Source organism: Halomonas colorata, from assembly GCF_014897985.1.
GTDB classification, from domain to species: domain Bacteria; phylum Pseudomonadota; class Gammaproteobacteria; order Pseudomonadales; family Halomonadaceae; genus Vreelandella; species Vreelandella colorata.
Window position 1 is genome coordinate 1 of record NZ_JABUZA010000064.1, and the last position, 15,464, is coordinate 15,464.

Below are 15,464 nucleotides of genomic sequence, written 5' to 3' on the forward strand. Positions count from 1 at the left end.
TCCATGGCAGCACTGAATCCTATGCAGTTGACGATAGCCGTATTATCGCTGATGGCAGTGACTTTTTCAGAGCTTCCCTAACATACATTAGATGATTTATTTTTAACCGGCACTATCTAATACGCTGTGTTCTTTAAAAGTTCCGCTACTTTTACTTTATCGCTCAATAATTATAGGTTAGCGAGGCTTTCCGCTTTAAAGCAGAGCTACTGCAACTATCTATAAAAAATGAAAAAAGAACTAAAAATACTAAAAATTTAATTTCTTGAAACTCATTAATAAGGCTGAGTCTGACGCGGAATTTTACTTATTATTATCCCCTACAATATCAACATTTACCCTAGTTCTATCGCTTAGATCCTCTTATACACTGAAAACATATGTTCTTAGTAACCATATGCAGTTGCCACTTCCTTTCAGTGTAGGAATAACGCCATGCACGGTCGTCCTCGCTCCTTATTGCCGGTTTGCCTACTTGCCTGTTTAACCGTAGAGACAGCCTACGGGCAAAACACTACCGATATGCAGCGTGAAACTCTAGTGGTTCAGGCACGTCAAGGAGGTTTGGAAACCTCGATTGAAGGGCTTAAAGCACTTTATTCCCAAACACAAAATACACGCGTACGTGCCGATCTGATTGCGTTACAGGTGCGTGCCGGACAATACCAAGAGGCATTGGCTGTTTGCTCTTGGTGCCAGCCAAATGATTTCGCTGAAAACGAACTTGCCAACCTGGCTGGCGCGGCCCGTAGTGCGGGCGACTATCCCAAAGCACTCTCGCTATTTCAGGCGCTTACCTATCGTAATCCTGGCAATGCAGAAGGTTGGCTCGGGCGTGCCTTAGTTCAAACCGACATGGGCAATTACACCATGGCCGATATTGCTTTACAGCAGTATAGCCAAGTTGCGGGCACCACCACCGCTGGGTTGGAAGCCAGAGGCTACCTTGCATCGCGTACCTCTAACGCTATGCAAGAACTGAGCGCCCGGCAGGCACTGGTAGAGCAAGACCCCGCAAACACCAACGAGCTTCAAGCGCTTTATCGCTTGGCGGTAGGCCTGGGAGCAAGCTCTGCTGCCCGACAGATCATGCAGACCAACCCCAACGTATTCTCGGAAAGTGATCGTTTGTGGCTTACCTACTACGAAGCGGTCACTGATATACGCCTGGGGATCCACACGGATCAGCCATCCAGAACCCGCACCGGATTGGCGCAGTTAAATAACGTTTTGCAAATAACAAATGCGCCTCCAGAGCTCATCGCCCTGGCTGAATATGACAAAGTGGTAGCACTTGCCGAACTTAGACAATTCCCCGAAGCGGAGGCACTCGCGACGCGGCTTGAAAACCAGCACGGTCAATTGCCAACTTACGTCAATCGCGCCAGAGCTTATGCATTAAATGGTTTAGGCCGTCCCAATCAAGCGGCAACGCTTTACGAGAGCCTGATCCAGCAGGCGCCTGAAAAAGCCTCTGACCCAGACGACCCTCTCAATGAAGGGCTCTTTTACAGCTATACGGATGCACAACGCTTTCGTGATGCAGACCGGTTACTGGCGGCATGGCGTGCGGGCGAACCCGAACAACGCTGGGATTTCACCCGCACAACGCGCATCGACAACCCCAACTATCAAAAAATTCTGTTACTCGAAATATTGCTTACCTCGTGGCGTGGCGATGCAGGTGCCGCTAGCGAACGCCTGGCCAGCTACCAGGACCAGGCACCTGGCGACCCGTACCTTTGGCAGATCAAAGGTGATCTTGAGCGTGACCGTGGCTGGCCACGAAAAGCAGAAGAATCATATCAGCACGCCGAACAGTTAATGCCGCCCACACAGCGAGATGCACCACGTCATGGAGTACTGCTTTCCAGACTCCAGCGTGGCCAGTGGCGCGATACCACAACCCAAATTGCCAGTGAACTGGCCAACGCCAGGCCTAGCCCAACGCGTGACCAACTGGTCCGCGAGTGGCGCGAATTGCGCGCTCCCCAATTGAGCAGCACGGTCGCCCGTAGTGAAGGCGAAGGAAGTGGCACTCAGGCCTCTAAGGAATGGCGCTATGAGGTGCTGCTGGAAGGGCCGCGCGATGAGAATGGCTCACGCGCGTTCGCACAACGCATTGGTCAATATGGTGAGTTTGAAGGCGAAAACCTGTACGCGGCGTATACAGCCGCAGGCTACGAATGGAATCTCTATCCGGCAACCGTGACGATTGCCGCCGGACACGGCGCTCAGCTCAATAACGATTTTATGGCCCGTACCGAGCTTCGCTACGCGGTATCGGATCACCTCACCACCACGTTAGGCGTTGAGCTTAACACCCCAGACACTCCTCTGCGGGCACTACGCGATGGAGTAACCGCTGACCGTTACCGGGGAGAGTTGGCCTACCGCCATGACGAACGAGGCGCAGGTGCAATTGGCATAATGGCAACCGACTTTAGCGACAGCAACCTACGCCAATCGGTTTACGGCTACTGGGACCAGATACTTTATCACTTTGATCGTTGGCAGGTTAACGGCGAGATACAAGCGGCTGCCTCACGTAATGACGAAGTTGAAGCCAGTTATTTCAACCCACGCCGTGATGCCAATCTGAGCGGCGTGTTATCCCTTAGCTATGAGCTTCCTCTTGATTACCGAAAATCCTTTACACAAACCCTATCTCTAGGATCAGGGCACTACTGGCAGGAGGATCAAAATAGCGAAAACACGTGGTCAGTGGGCTATCAGCACGAGTGGCTAATAGCGCCCACGCTCAGCATCGAGTACGGCATTTCAAGACAAAGGGCCGTTTACGACGGCACCCCTGAGTACGACAACAGTATTTCGGCCAGCTTTGTATGGAGGTTTTTATGAAATTTTGGCGCGTATGTCTTGTTAACGCTGCCCTGCTGGTCATGCTGGGGCTACAACAAGCCCACGCTGAACGTACCCCCGGTGACTATGTAGTCATCAGCTATCACGATATTGTGGATAGTACCGTCACTCCTGACTTACCTATTTACTCACAAACCATCACCCGCGCCCGGTTAATAGAACATTTCAATTTACTAACGGCAGGTGGCTATCAACCGGTCAGTCTGCAGCAAATTGTCGATGCCAAAGCAGGTGGGCAGCCTCTACCCGATAAAGCAGTACTGCTCACCTTTGATGATGGCTATCGCAGTTTCTACGATATCGTCTTCCCGCTGCTCAAGCTGTACGGGTTTCCGGCCGTTCAAGCAGTCGTCGGCAGTTGGCTGGATGTCCCTGAAAACGGCCGGGTACCTTACGGCAGTATTACCCTGCCCCGGGATCGATTTTTAACCTGGGAGCAGGTTCAGATTCTGGACGAATCGCCGCTGGTTGAAATCGCCTCTCACACCTACAACCTGCATTACGGGGTTAAAGGCAACCCGATGGGTAACGAACAGGCAGCCGCGGTGACCAGCATTTGGAACCCGCAATCCGGCTACGAAAGTGAGGCCGCTTATGTAGAACGAATTCGCAACGATATGGCAAGAACCCAGCAGCAGTTTCAGACACACATGGGCCGCTCGCCCCGCATGATGGTATGGCCTTACGGGGCGTCTAGTCAGGCAACGCTGGATATCGCCGCTGAATACGGCATGATCTACACCTTTAGCCTGTTAAGCGCTCCCAACCAGCTGCATAGCTCTATGCGCTCAATCAATCGCTACCTGATCGATCAGGAAACCGGTCTTCAAACAATTGAAGAGATTCTATCCGACCGCGTCTGGGAACCAGAAGACCTGCGTATTGTTCACGTCGATATAGACTATGTTTACGACGCTGACCCCATTCAGCAAGAACAGAATCTCGACAGGCTGATCGAGCGTATCTACAACTATGGCGTTACCACCGTTTACTTGCAGGCGTTTGCTGATCCCGATGGTGATGGCGTGGCCGATGAGCTCTACTTCCCCAACCGCCATTTGCCGGTAAGGGCCGATCTGTTCAACCGTGTGGCCTGGCAGTTGAAGAAACGCGCTAACGTCAAGGTATATGCGTGGATGCCGGTGCTCTCGTTTGACCTTGGCGACGACCACCGCTATGTCACCGACTCGCAAACCGGCCTTGAGTCTCCCGACCGCTACCGCCGCCTTTCCCCCTATGTGGAAGACAACCGGCGCATCATTCGCGAAATTTATCAGGACCTTGGCCGCCTGACGAAATTCGATGGCTTGATATTTCACGATGACGCGTTTCTGAACGACTTTGAGGATGCCAACCCTGAAGCACTCACGGCATACGCTCAGGCCTCCTTACCTCGCGATATTGCCGCTATTAATAATGATGCAAGCCTTATGGCGGCCTGGACACAACATAAAACCCAATTTTTAACCGACTTCACCCGAGAGCTGGAGCAGGCAGCCAACTACTATCGCCAGGCAGACAATAAAGAGTTCACTACTGCGCGTAACCTGTATGCCGGCACGGTGATGAATCCGGAAAGTCAGCAATGGTTCTCTCAGGATATCCAGAACTTTGCGGCGGGCTACGATTTTGTTGCCGTAATGGCCATGCCCTATATGGAACAGGCTGAAAATCCGGATGAGTGGCTACGCGAATTAGCCAGACATTCGCTTGCTCAGGTGAGTGCCAAACAGTTGGTCTTTGAACTGCAAACCCAGGATTGGCGCACCCAAACACCCGTTTCCAGCGAAGAGTTAGCACGATGGGTACGTTTGCTGCGTGAAGAAGGCATTCAGCATATCGGCTATTACCCGGATGATTTTCTCCAGAACCATCCAAACCTTAGTGTGCTACGCCCAGCTTTTTCCATTGGCCGCCGCTTTAGGGCAACACCATGAACATACTTGAATACCTAGCCATCTTTACGCTTGGCTACCCAAGCCTCATGGCAACCATCTGGATCTGTGGCGGTATTTACTTTTATATACATTGGGAGCGCAAGCAGCCCTGGCCTGCCAAGCTTGAATGGGATGAAAACGCGCCATCCGTCACGGTGCTGCTACCCTGCTATAACGAGGGCGCTAATGTCGATGAAACCGTTCATCATCTTTTCAAGCAGAACTATCCACAAATGCATGTTATTGCCATTAATGATGGCAGTAAGGATGACACAGGTAGTCGGCTTGAAGCACTCGCGCTTGAGTATCCAGGCTTAAAAGTACTGCATCAACCCAATCAGGGCAAAGCCAGCGCCATGAATCATGGGCTGAGTGAGGCGACCAGCGATATCATCGTGGGGATCGACGGAGATGCCATTCTCGATTACGACGCTATTGGCTATATGATGGGGCATTTTATCAGCAGCTCTAGAGTAAGCGGCGTCACTGGCAATCCCCGAGTGAGAACCCGCTCAACCGCCATTGGCAAAATACAAACCGGCGAATTTTCTGCAATTATCGGGCTCATCAAACGCGCCCAACGGATTTACGGCATGGTATTCACTATATCCGGCGTTATCTGCGCGTTTAGGCGCACAGCGCTGGAGAAAGTCGGTGGCTGGAACACCGATATGATTACCGAAGATATCGACGTGAGCTGGCGTTTGCAGCTGGCAGGTGGCCATGTCCGCTATGAACCACGCGCCATGTGCTGGGTATTGATGCCTGAAACGCTGCGCGGGCTGTTCAAACAGCGGCTGCGCTGGTCCCAAGGTGGCGGCGAAGTCGTTCTACGCTACTTCTCTCAAACCATTCGCTGGAAGAACCGGCGCTTCTGGCCTCTGATGCTGGAATACATCATCAGCGTGATTTGGTGCTACTCAGTTATCGCGCTACTGATCGCCTGGCTTGTTTCTCAGGCCACCCAACCCACGGCATGGCCCATCACCACCCAGGCGTTCTCGTATTTTGGCAGCATCCTAATAGCGATTAGCTTTATCCAGTTTACCGTTAGTTTTTATATCGACAGCCGCTACGACAAAGAGATATTTCGCTGCGTTTATTGGAGCATTTGGTACCCATTTGCTTACTGGATTCTCAATATGGCGACCGTCGTTATTGCCTTCCCCAAAGCCATGATGCGTCAACAGGGAAGGCTTGCCACCTGGACCAGCCCAGACCGAGGAGAACGCTTCCATGAACAATAAACTCGTACCTATCATTATTGATAACCCCTGCCAGAAAGGCTTGGGCTATCGTATCCGCGACGTCATTATTACAACGGCCACCCTTATCTTGTGGCTGCTTGTACTGGCAAGGCTATACACCTTCTTTATCATCGAAGAAGCCATCCTTGAACAGCTTTACGGCTCACTGATGATCAAAGTAGTCGCCGTCAGTTTTATTATCACCTTTTTAACCTTCCACTGCTGGGCGGTTTATAACCAATTTTTGTATACCAGTATTCTGAAGCGCCAAGCGCGCCACATGGAACAACCTACGCTTGAAATCGATAATAAAATGGCTAATGAAGAAATAATGACCGTTCCGCTGCCAAAGCAGAAAGTAACCGAAGCACACACTAGATGATTTACCAAAATGAAAGGCTAACCCCTTCGATCAGACCACGGCAGGTGTGATTGGAGAGGTTACCGCTCAGCGCCTACTGCAGCGCGCAATAACGCTAAGGCCTCGTTAAGGATTTACCACCTTTAATTGGGGCCATCTCTCCAACCAGCGTTTTTCAGCAATACGCCGTTTAAAGTCGAGTGGCTTGGGCCTTTTGGTATTCAGCGTGATAGTAAAATCAAATAAAGGCTCAACCCCGAACGGTGCGATAATCACCACCTCACCGTTATCATCCAGCGATGCACCCACGGCGGTTTGAACCTCTACCCAGTAGCTCATGGCATCCGCCGTTGAGGTATAGGGCTGGTCCAGATTCCGCACATGCATTCTGGCCTGATTTTTGACCGACCACGGCACGTCGGATAGGCGGCGCAATTTTTTTTCGAGATCGCGATCCCGGTTTTCAGAGATAGCGTCGGCGTCGAAATAAATCAAATCGATATCGTTGAGCGGTGTTGAATGAGGGTAGCCATGGGCCCTGTCCCAGGCAAGATTGCGTACAAACCCCGCCGCAATACACCAGTTGGGCAGGCGTTCTTGCGCCGCTACCCTTAGCGCCTGCATGCGCATTGGATCCTGGGTAATCCAATCGCCTAGCTGTGCTTCTTTATTCATTACACGCCTCGATAGGGAATGCATGCGTTTGCGATTTACCTGACTAGCCCAGCTTCTCCAGATACTCCTTCAAAACGTGCGCGTGGCTGTACTGCTTATCCTTGGCGCCGTACAAAAGCACAAGGTTTTTCTGGCTAACGTCTGCAAGATACTCTTTGGCTTTCTCTTTTTGTTCGCTCAGTTCACTCATGTACTTCTTCCGAAAATCGCTCCACTTGTCCGGGTCATGATTAAACCACTCACGCAATGTGTTACTCGGCGCCAGCTCCCTCCAATGGCCATCCAGGTCAGCGTCCTCTTTTGACACGCCCCGCGGCCAAAGTCTATCTACAAGCGCATGGTAGCCTTGGGGTGCATTCTCTTCGTAAATACGGTGTAATTTAATATTCACAGAGTTCCTCCTTCAACGCTATTGATGGCTTGCAGCACTTGGCTTAATGAAAACATGGAAATGCCATGGTTTGATAGCGTAACACTTGGCGAGGACTGTGCTTTAGAACGCGAATAAGCACAGGTTGCGTCTAAAGTTGAGGCTACCGCTTCTCCTGCTGGTCTTTCATTGCCAATCCTATTAGCCTGCTAATTCACTATTAAGGGTTTGTCATGCAAGAGACCTCTTCTCGACAGCGTTTAGCGGGCGTGCTGATTTTGCTTGGGCTGATCGCTCAGATTCTCGGTTTTACGGGCTTAGTAAATACGGCGCATGCGGTGAGCTATTTGCTATGGCTCTCGGTGGCGTTGCTTTGGCGGGATATCCCTAAGCGCTCGCGGGTTCAGGCGGGGGTGTTGATGGGCTTGGGCCTTTCGATGCTGTTAGTGGCACGCCTTGTTTATAACGCCGAGGTGGATTGGCCCGCGATGCTTCAGGGCAATGCTTTTGTGGCGGCCATGCTTGTCGGCGTGAGCTTTATTTCTCTCGTCGGCAAACAACAGGGGCGAAAAAAAGCCTCCGGTAAGAAGCTGACGGGCAGCGGCGGCATTTTGCGCACGTGGTTAGGCGTGCATTTTCTGGGCACGATCTTGAACATGTCGACGATTATTATGGTCGGCGATCGTTTGGCGCGCTCTGCCCCCCTCTCCATGCCTCAGTATCTGGCGCTTAACCGCGGGCTTTCCAGTGCCGCGACGTGGTCCCCCTTTTTTGCATCCATGGGCATCGTCATCGCCTTAGCCCCCGAGATGCAGTACTCCCACGTTGCGCTGTTTGGTCTTCCTTTGGCGATGGCATCAGGATTACTGACCACCCTGGAACTAGCGCGCCGGTTTGATTTAAGCAATGTGCTGGGCTTCTCACTGGCACCGCGCAGTTTATTGATGCCGGTCGTGATGGCGCTGCTGGTCATGGTGTTTCACTTTTGGCTTACGCCTGAGCTGTCCATTGTGGGAATTATCACTTTTTTAATTCCAGGCGTCGCTTCACTTTATAACTTGCGGGAGGGGCCACGCTATACGCTTCGCCGCGTTCGTCAGCACACGACGACACGTTTACCGGCGATGCGCGGTGAGATCTCGTTATTTTTAGCGGCGGGCCTCTTAACACTTGGCCTATCTACCTTGGTCGCTGCAATAGCAGGCAGCGATTGGACACTGTTTGAATCCTTTGGGGCTTCACAGGGCATGGTCAGTTTTATCGCGATCGTGCTGAGTGCGCTGGCGGGCCTTCACCCGATTATTGGGGTTTCGGTACTGGCTTCCATGGTGAGCTTGCAAGGCGGAGAACACACCCTGTTTGCCTTTGTGGGACTATGTTCATGGGCAGTGGGCACCAGCGTCGGGCCATTGTCGGGGATTAATTTATCCCTGCAGGGACGCTACGGCGTTAGCGGTTATCGCATGATGAAGAACAATCTGTTTTATGCGGGAGTGATGAGCCTGCTTTCGCTGGGCTCGATTGCCGGGTTGAGCTATTTAGTCAGTTAGCTGAATAGGCGTAGGCAGCCCTGTAAAGGGCTGCCACGTCTACGTATTTATCCCAGACAGCAACGCTTACGTTTCGATGATTTTATTGGGGAATCGGTAGAAATAGCGGTGCCCACACTGATGGCAAGGTTCCAGGCGAGCCACCTGCGGCAGCATCACCTGGGCATCGCAATGCACACAAGCCATCAAGCCAGGGGCGGCTATTTCACCTTCACAGTAATCAGCCCGAGCTGCCTCCAGGTCTTCGGCAAAGCGTTCACGCTCAACCACACTGCGGTCGGCGATAGACAGTAGCGACTCCGCTACCCGCCGCGACAGGCCGCTGATATCAATGCCCAGCCACGTGGCGACCTGCATACCGGTATCGGCCAGGTAGTACCGCATATCTTTTAGATCACGCTCCACCCATGCGCGCAGCAACGCCAGCTCATCTTTGGTGTACTCTTCAAGCTCTGCCTCAAAAGCGACTGCGTCGTCTAGATCCTTTTGCAAGTTGTCCCACGTCAGCTCATTGGCGCCATCCTGCATGCGTTCCAGCAGGCGTTCATAGCCCTCACGCAGGCGATGGTCATTGTGTTGTTCACTCATGGTACCTCTCCTTTTATCGACGCAGTTATTTCCTATCATCAGCTTGCCGTTCAAGGATACTCCTTCATAGGATACAATCGACATTACTTATCTGACAGTCGTCATCTACCATTCACTTTGCGCCCAAATTGGGCGGATACGCCAAGGCATTAAAAAAACCGATGGACGCACACTATAGCCCTCGTGAAATCGAACGTGACGCCCAGCAGTACTGGGACAAACATCAGTGCTTCAAAGCAGTAGAAGACGCTAATCGCGAGAAGTTTTACTGCCTATCCATGTTCCCCTACCCCAGCGGTAAGCTGCACATGGGCCATGTGCGTAACTATACTATCGGCGACGTTGTCTCACGTTTCCAGCGCATGCAGGGTAAAAATGTGATGCAGCCCATGGGCTGGGACGCCTTCGGCATGCCTGCGGAAAATGCCGCTATTCAAAACCAGGTACCGCCTGCCAAGTGGACCTACCAGAATATTGATTACATGCGTAACCAGTTAAAGGCGTTGGGTTTTGCCTACGACTGGAGCCGTGAATTCGCTACTTGCGATACCAGTTACTACCGCTGGGAGCAGTGGTTCTTCACCAAGCTGATTGAAAAAGGCCTGGTATATAAGAAGATGTCCACGGTGAACTGGGACCCGGTCGATCAGACCGTACTCGCCAATGAACAGGTCATTGATGGCTGTGGCTGGCGCTCTGGCGCCCCGGTTGAGCGCAAAGAAATTCCGCTGTGGTTCTTGAAAATCACCGACTATGCCGACGAGCTGCTGACTGATCTGGATAAAGTGGAGTGGCCTGAGCAGGTCAAAACCATGCAGCGCAACTGGATTGGCAAATCTCGTGGCGTTGAGCTGACCTTTGATATTGAAGCGTCCGATGGCAGCGCAGTTGAGCCGCTGGCGGTTTACACCACCCGCCCGGATACACTGTTGGGCGTTACCTATGTGGCAGTTGCCGCAGGCCACCCGCTTGCAAAACAGGCGGCGGAGCATAATAGCGAGCTTGCCACGTTCTGTGCCGAGTGCGCCAAAGGCGGTACGTCTGAAGCGGAAATGGCCACCAAAGAAAAGCTTGGCATGGCGACCGGCCATTTGGCGGTTCATCCATTGACCGGTGATAAAGTCCCGGTTTTTGTGGCTAACTTCGTACTTATGGAATTTGGCACCGGCGCAGTCATGGCGGTACCTGCTCACGATCAGCGCGACTGGGAATTCGCCACCAAGTATGGCGTCGAGATTAAACCGGTTATCGCTGATGAAAACGGCCAAACGCCAAATCTTTCCGAAGCCGCGTTTATCGAGCACGGCAAGCTAATCAATTCCGGTGAGTTCGATGGCCTCGAGTTCGAGCAGGCGTTCGATGCGATTGCCGCCAAGCTTGCGGAAATGGGCCGGGGTGAAACCAAAACCAACTTCCGCCTGCGCGATTGGGGCGTTGCCCGCCAGCGCTACTGGGGCGCGCCGATTCCGGTTAAATACGGCCCGGAAGGTCAAACCGTTCCGCTAACTGACGATGAGCTTCCGGTGGCGCTGCCTATGGAAGTAACCGTGGACGCCTCCGGTTCACCACTTAAGAAAATGCCCGAGTTTTCTGATCTAGGCGATGGCTGGGTACGTGAAACCGATACCTTCGACACCTTTATGGAGTCCTCGTGGTACTTTGCACGCTTCTGCTGTGCCGATAACCACGACGCCATGCTGGATGATCGCGCCAACTACTGGCTGCCGGTTGATCTTTATATTGGCGGTATCGAGCACGCTATCCTGCACCTGCTGTATGCCCGCTTCTTCCACAAGCTGATGCGTGATTTTGGTCTGGTGGATTCTGACGAGCCGTTCCAACAGCTGTTAACGCAGGGCATGGTGATCGCGGAAACCTTCTATCGCACCACCGATAACGGCGGCAAGCAGTGGTTCAATCCAGCCGATGTTGAAGTTCAGCGTGATGATAAAGGTCGCCCGTTGAGCGCAGTGCTTATGAGTGACGGCCAGCCGGTTGAGATGGGCGGCATTGAGAAAATGTCCAAATCGAAGAACAATGGCGTTGACCCACAGTCGATGATCGACAGGTTCGGGGCTGATACGGTTCGCCTGTTCATGATGTTTGCCGCTCCGCCCGAACAGTCGCTGGAATGGTCTGATTCAGGCGTTGAAGGCTCGCACCGTTTCCTCAAGCGGATATGGCGTCAGGTCAACGAGCACATCGAAGCGGGTACACCGGGTGAATTAACCCTGGATACGCTTAACGATGATCAGAAAGCGCTGCGTCGTAAAACCCATGAAACGATTAAGAAAGCCAGCGATGATATTGGTCGCCGTACCACGTTCAATACGGCGATTGCGGCAGTCATGGAGCTTTCCAACGCGATTGGCAAGTTCGATGATACTTCCGAGCTGGGTCTGGCGGTTAGCCGTGAAGCGCTTGAAGCCTGCGTGCTGCTGCTTGCGCCAATTACGCCGCACCTTTGTCACAGCCTGTGGCAGAGCCTGGGGTACACAGAGCCTGCGATTGAAGCACAATGGCCGGTTATTGATGAAGCAGCACTTACGCGTGACAACATCGAACTCGTTGTTCAGGTGAACGGTAAATTACGTGCTCGCCTGGAAGCTCCGGCGAGTGCGGACAAAGCAGCCATCGAGAAGCTCGCGATGGAAAACGAAAACGTCCAGCGCCACTTGGAAGGCAAAACGGTCCGTAAAGTGATTGTCGTGCCGGGTAAGCTGGTAAACATCGTGGTAAGCGGATGAACCGACGTACCTTTCTGACTACCAGCATTGCCGCCTCGGCGGCAGTGCTACTTAGCGGCTGTGGCTTTCATCTACGCGGCAGCGGCTCCATGCCCACTCTGCCTGCGCTTGCCCTTGAAGGCGATGTGACCAGTGCTACGGCACAACAGCTACGCGCACGCCTGCAGCAGCTGGGCACTGAGGTTGATCCCTCTGCGCCTTGGCGCGTTACATTAGGGCCGCCTTCTCGTTTAGAGCGGCGTATAGGCAGTGACAGTCGTGCCAGTCGTGAACATGAGCTGACACTTAGCACGACGCTATCCGTGCAACAGCGCGACACCAATGCCTATGCGCTTAATAACGCAACCGTGGCTGTCAGTAGCCGCATCCGGGTCAATGATGACGACTTGCTTAACCGCGAGACGCTCTTTAGGGAAGCTCAGGACACGCTTGCCCGTCAGCTAGCGCAGCGGATTGTCGAACGCCTGGCGAACGTTAAGGGTTTTGAGTGAAGGTTTTTGCTGACCAGCTACCTGCAGCGCTTGCCAAAAAACTGCCCAAGGTAGTCATTGTGGCCGGTGAAGAACCGCTTCAGCATCGTGATGCCTGCGATGCCGTGCGTACGGCTGCTCGTCAGGCGGGTATTGAAGAACGCGAAGTGCTGGATGTAGATGCCAACTTTGCCTGGGGGCGTTTATTGGAAGCCTCGAGCAATTTGTCGTTGTTTGCTACTCAAAAACTAATGGAAGTGCGGCTAGGCACCCATAAGCTTGGCCAGGAAGGTAGCAAGGCCTTGGTTCAGTACGCTGAAATGATGGAAGGTAGCGACGATATACTGCTTATCAGCATGGGCAAGCTAGACGCCAAGCAGCAAAAAAGTGCTTGGTTTAAAGCCCTCGACAAGCACGGTGTGTTCGTACCCGTATGGCCGGTGGACAACTCACGTCTTGGTTACTGGCTTCGCGATCGCGCATCACTCCATGGTCTGCAAATTGATCTTGAGGCGGCACGCCTCTTAGGCGAACGTACCGAGGGCAACCTGCTGGCGGCTGATCAGGAGCTTCAAAAACTCTCGCTGATTCACCCTCAAGGCACGCGATTAAACGTGGAAAGCATTGCTCAGGGCGTTGAAGACAGCTCGCGCTTTGACGTTTTCAACCTGGCGGATGCCTGTTTAAAAGGCGAAACCAGCCGCGCTTCGCGTATTGTGCAGGGCCTGCGTAGTGAAGGCATCGAAGCACCTATCGTGCTATGGGCATTAAGTCGCGAACTGCGCACCCTGCTCTCGCTGCATCAGCATTTGGATCAAGGACAGAGCTTTGAACATGCCTGCAAAACCCAAAAGCCGATGATTTTTGACAAGCGCCGTCCCGCCTATCAAAAAGCCATTAAACGCCTTCCCATGAAACGTTTGCATAAACTCCTGTTGATGGCCCAGCGACTTGATCTTGCCGTGAAAGGTGCATCGGTGGTGCCGTTATGGCCCGGTCTGCATGATTTGGCGATGACCATGGCCGGTGGTAAAGGCATACTTTCTGAAATGGCCTCGACCTACCGCATTAGTGCAAATAATTAGCATCTTGCACAATTGACTTAAAACTCACGCGTTTTATTTCTATACTCTTGATTCCAGCAGTAAAGTACCTCTCCCCTCTGAACAGTCTATAAGGAAGAAGACGATGAAAACATTGCGCGCTTACCTCTCTACGCTCTTAATCGCGGCGCTCGTGATCACCAGTTTGCCCGTTGCTGCTGCACCTGCCGCTCCGCAATCTATGGATCTCGTTTCAACTCAGTCTGTTTTAGCAGGTGATCGTGCCGGTGCTGACCGTGAGAAAATCAATGAAATTCTGGCCCGTGCCGATGTACAGGACCAGCTGCTAAAGCAGGGTGTGGATCTTGATGAAGTAGACGCTCGTGTGGCCGCGCTGAGCGATGCCGAAGCACAGCAAATGGCTCAGCAGCTTGATCAGCTACCTGCCGGCGCTGGTGGCGGTGTTATCGGCGCTCTGTTTGCCGTTTTCATCATTTTGCTGATTACTGATATTCTCGGCTTGACCGACGTTTATCCGTTTACCCGCTAAGCCCAGTTACTATGAAAACGTTGTTACCCTACGCCCGCTTTGCGGGCGTTTTTACGCTCGCTCTACTGCTTTCTGCCTGTGCACGTAGTCCGGTGTTACTCGACAGCACCTACGAAGCTTTAACCCCTCAAATAGAAAATCGTAACGTACCGTTTTTTGCTCAAACCGAGTACCAGTGCGGCCCGGCAACGCTTGCCATGGTGTTGAACTATCAGGGTGTTGAGGTGAGCGTTGACCAGCTGATTCCGCAAGTATTCTTGCCAGGGCGCGACGGCAGTGTTCAACCTGAAATGCTGGCCACCGTTCGTCGCCACCAGCAGCTTGCCTACCCCATTCGCGGCACTATGGATGCGCTATTAAACCATTTGGCTAACGGCGACCCGGTCGTGGTGATGCAGAACCTGTCGCTGCCTATTTATCCAATGTGGCACTATGCGGTCGCTATCGGGTTTGATTTACCCGAAGAAACGCTGATCCTGCGCAGTGGCGAACGCGAGCGACACACTCTTTCGTTTAGCCGGTTTGATGCCACCTGGGCACGCAGCGACCGCTGGGGGTTTGTTGTTGCCGACCCAGGAACACTGCCGGAAGGCATTAACGCGCGTAATGCTCTGGAAGCTATTAGCGCTTATGAAGAAACCCACGGGCCAAAACAAGCCTTAAGCAGCTGGCAAGCCCTTGTTGCCCGCTACCCGAGCAATCCGCTAGCTCAGTTTGCGCTGGGCAACGCCCTGCATGCCAATGGGCAACCAGAGAAAGCCATGGCAGCTTTTGACGCGGCGACCCAATACGATGCCCAAATGGGGGCAGCCTGGCTAAATTTAGGGATACTGCGACGACAGCAGAACAAACCCGATGAAGCCCGTAACGCGTTGATTCAGGCGGCGTCTATTGAAGGCAGTTGGCAGGAACGCGCCCAGCAGCTTTTGGGCGAGTATTAAACATACGCAAAAGGGGCCGCTCGGCCATTGCTGTCCCATAGTTTTTGATCATAAAGGGATTCTCATCTGAGGATCCCTTTTTTGTGGCTCTGGCGATGGCGG

The 15,464-nt window shown here is 52.8% G+C and carries 13 protein-coding genes; 10 read left to right on the forward strand and 3 right to left on the reverse strand.

The window, feature by feature from the left end; all coding sequences use genetic code 11:
* Positions 1–435 precede the first annotated feature (435 nt).
* The 4 genes from pgaA to INT33_RS19855 are packed head-to-tail and all read left to right on the forward strand — an operon-like array spanning position 436 to position 6,449.
* Positions 436–2,862: a poly-beta-1,6 N-acetyl-D-glucosamine export porin PgaA gene (gene pgaA, locus INT33_RS19840; protein ID WP_192537879.1), complete on the forward strand. Its 2,427-nt coding sequence runs from the start codon at positions 436–438 to the stop codon at positions 2,860–2,862.
* Entirely contained in the window at positions 2,859–4,820 is a 1,962-nt protein-coding gene (gene pgaB, locus INT33_RS19845) for a poly-beta-1,6-N-acetyl-D-glucosamine N-deacetylase PgaB (RefSeq protein ID WP_192537878.1), read from the forward strand. The genes pgaA and pgaB overlap by 4 nt, the downstream gene beginning before the upstream one ends.
* On the forward strand, positions 4,817–6,067 hold the full coding sequence (gene pgaC / locus INT33_RS19850; protein ID WP_192537877.1) for a poly-beta-1,6-N-acetyl-D-glucosamine synthase: 1,251 nt from the start codon (positions 4,817–4,819) through the stop codon (positions 6,065–6,067). Before pgaB ends, pgaC begins: the two co-directional genes overlap by 4 nt.
* Complete coding sequence (locus INT33_RS19855; RefSeq protein WP_192537876.1) at positions 6,057–6,449, forward strand: hypothetical protein; 393 nt, start codon at positions 6,057–6,059, stop codon at positions 6,447–6,449. The genes pgaC and INT33_RS19855 overlap by 11 nt, the downstream gene beginning before the upstream one ends.
* 105 nt (positions 6,450–6,554) lie before the next feature.
* Here the strand turns inward: INT33_RS19855 and INT33_RS19860 are convergent, their stop codons facing one another.
* Both INT33_RS19860 and INT33_RS19865 read right to left on the reverse strand, forming a co-directional pair.
* Positions 6,555–7,103, reverse strand: a complete 549-nt coding sequence (locus tag INT33_RS19860) for a nucleotidyltransferase family protein (protein WP_192537875.1) — start codon at positions 7,101–7,103, stop codon at positions 6,555–6,557.
* Between the two features lie 43 nt (positions 7,104–7,146).
* A complete protein-coding gene (locus INT33_RS19865; RefSeq protein ID WP_192537874.1) occupies positions 7,147–7,494 on the reverse strand; it encodes a DUF488 domain-containing protein in 348 nt (115 codons plus the stop codon).
* Between the two features lie 212 nt (positions 7,495–7,706).
* Here INT33_RS19865 and INT33_RS19870 point away from each other — a divergent pair, with 212 nt between their 5' ends.
* Positions 7,707–9,023, forward strand: coding sequence for a hypothetical protein (locus INT33_RS19870; protein WP_192537873.1), 1,317 nt, complete (start codon positions 7,707–7,709; stop codon positions 9,021–9,023).
* 66 nt (positions 9,024–9,089) lie between these two features.
* On the opposite strand, the gene INT33_RS19875 is transcribed toward INT33_RS19870, so the two are convergent.
* Positions 9,090–9,611, reverse strand: a complete 522-nt coding sequence (locus tag INT33_RS19875; protein ID WP_018917278.1) for a zinc ribbon-containing protein — start codon at positions 9,609–9,611, stop codon at positions 9,090–9,092.
* A gap of 161 nt (positions 9,612–9,772) precedes the next feature.
* On the opposite strand from INT33_RS19875, the gene leuS reads away from it, so the two are divergent.
* From leuS to INT33_RS19900, 5 genes are all read left to right on the forward strand, one after another.
* Positions 9,773–12,358: a leucine--tRNA ligase gene (leuS, locus tag INT33_RS19880; RefSeq protein ID WP_192537872.1), complete on the forward strand. Its 2,586-nt coding sequence runs from the start codon at positions 9,773–9,775 to the stop codon at positions 12,356–12,358.
* Positions 12,355–12,849 (forward strand): LPS-assembly lipoprotein LptE, encoded by a 495-nt coding sequence (locus INT33_RS19885; protein ID WP_192537871.1) that lies wholly within the window; start codon positions 12,355–12,357, stop codon positions 12,847–12,849. The genes leuS and INT33_RS19885 overlap by 4 nt, the downstream gene beginning before the upstream one ends.
* Positions 12,846–13,913: a DNA polymerase III subunit delta gene (holA, locus tag INT33_RS19890; RefSeq protein WP_192537870.1), complete on the forward strand. Its 1,068-nt coding sequence runs from the start codon at positions 12,846–12,848 to the stop codon at positions 13,911–13,913. The genes INT33_RS19885 and holA overlap by 4 nt, the downstream gene beginning before the upstream one ends.
* A 103-nt stretch (positions 13,914–14,016) precedes the next feature.
* Positions 14,017–14,421 carry a PA2779 family protein gene (locus INT33_RS19895; RefSeq protein ID WP_018917282.1) on the forward strand — a complete coding sequence of 135 codons (405 nt, stop codon included), beginning with the start codon at positions 14,017–14,019 and terminating at the stop codon, positions 14,419–14,421.
* Between the two features lie 11 nt (positions 14,422–14,432).
* Positions 14,433–15,362, forward strand: coding sequence for a PA2778 family cysteine peptidase (locus INT33_RS19900; protein ID WP_193092833.1), 930 nt, complete (start codon positions 14,433–14,435; stop codon positions 15,360–15,362).
* Positions 15,363–15,464 lie beyond the last annotated feature (102 nt).

What these genes read in the sequence shown, in the direction of transcription:
- pgaA (WP_192537879.1), top strand. Translation starts at nt 436, where the DNA reads ATGCACGGTCGTCCTCGCTCCTTATTGCCGGTTTGCCTACTTGCCTGT.
- pgaB (WP_192537878.1), top strand. Translation starts at nt 2,859, where the DNA reads ATGAAATTTTGGCGCGTATGTCTTGTTAACGCTGCCCTGCTGGTCATG.
- pgaC (WP_192537877.1), top strand. Translation starts at nt 4,817, where the DNA reads ATGAACATACTTGAATACCTAGCCATCTTTACGCTTGGCTACCCAAGC.
- INT33_RS19855 (WP_192537876.1), top strand. Translation starts at nt 6,057, where the DNA reads ATGAACAATAAACTCGTACCTATCATTATTGATAACCCCTGCCAGAAA.
- INT33_RS19860 (WP_192537875.1), bottom strand. Translation starts at nt 7,103, where the DNA reads ATGAATAAAGAAGCACAGCTAGGCGATTGGATTACCCAGGATCCAATG.
- INT33_RS19870 (WP_192537873.1), top strand. Translation starts at nt 7,707, where the DNA reads ATGCAAGAGACCTCTTCTCGACAGCGTTTAGCGGGCGTGCTGATTTTG.
- INT33_RS19875 (WP_018917278.1), bottom strand. Translation starts at nt 9,611, where the DNA reads ATGAGTGAACAACACAATGACCATCGCCTGCGTGAGGGCTATGAACGC.
- leuS (WP_192537872.1), top strand. Translation starts at nt 9,773, where the DNA reads ATGGACGCACACTATAGCCCTCGTGAAATCGAACGTGACGCCCAGCAG.
- INT33_RS19885 (WP_192537871.1), top strand. Translation starts at nt 12,355, where the DNA reads ATGAACCGACGTACCTTTCTGACTACCAGCATTGCCGCCTCGGCGGCA.
- INT33_RS19895 (WP_018917282.1), top strand. Translation starts at nt 14,017, where the DNA reads ATGAAAACATTGCGCGCTTACCTCTCTACGCTCTTAATCGCGGCGCTC.
- INT33_RS19900 (WP_193092833.1), top strand. Translation starts at nt 14,433, where the DNA reads ATGAAAACGTTGTTACCCTACGCCCGCTTTGCGGGCGTTTTTACGCTC.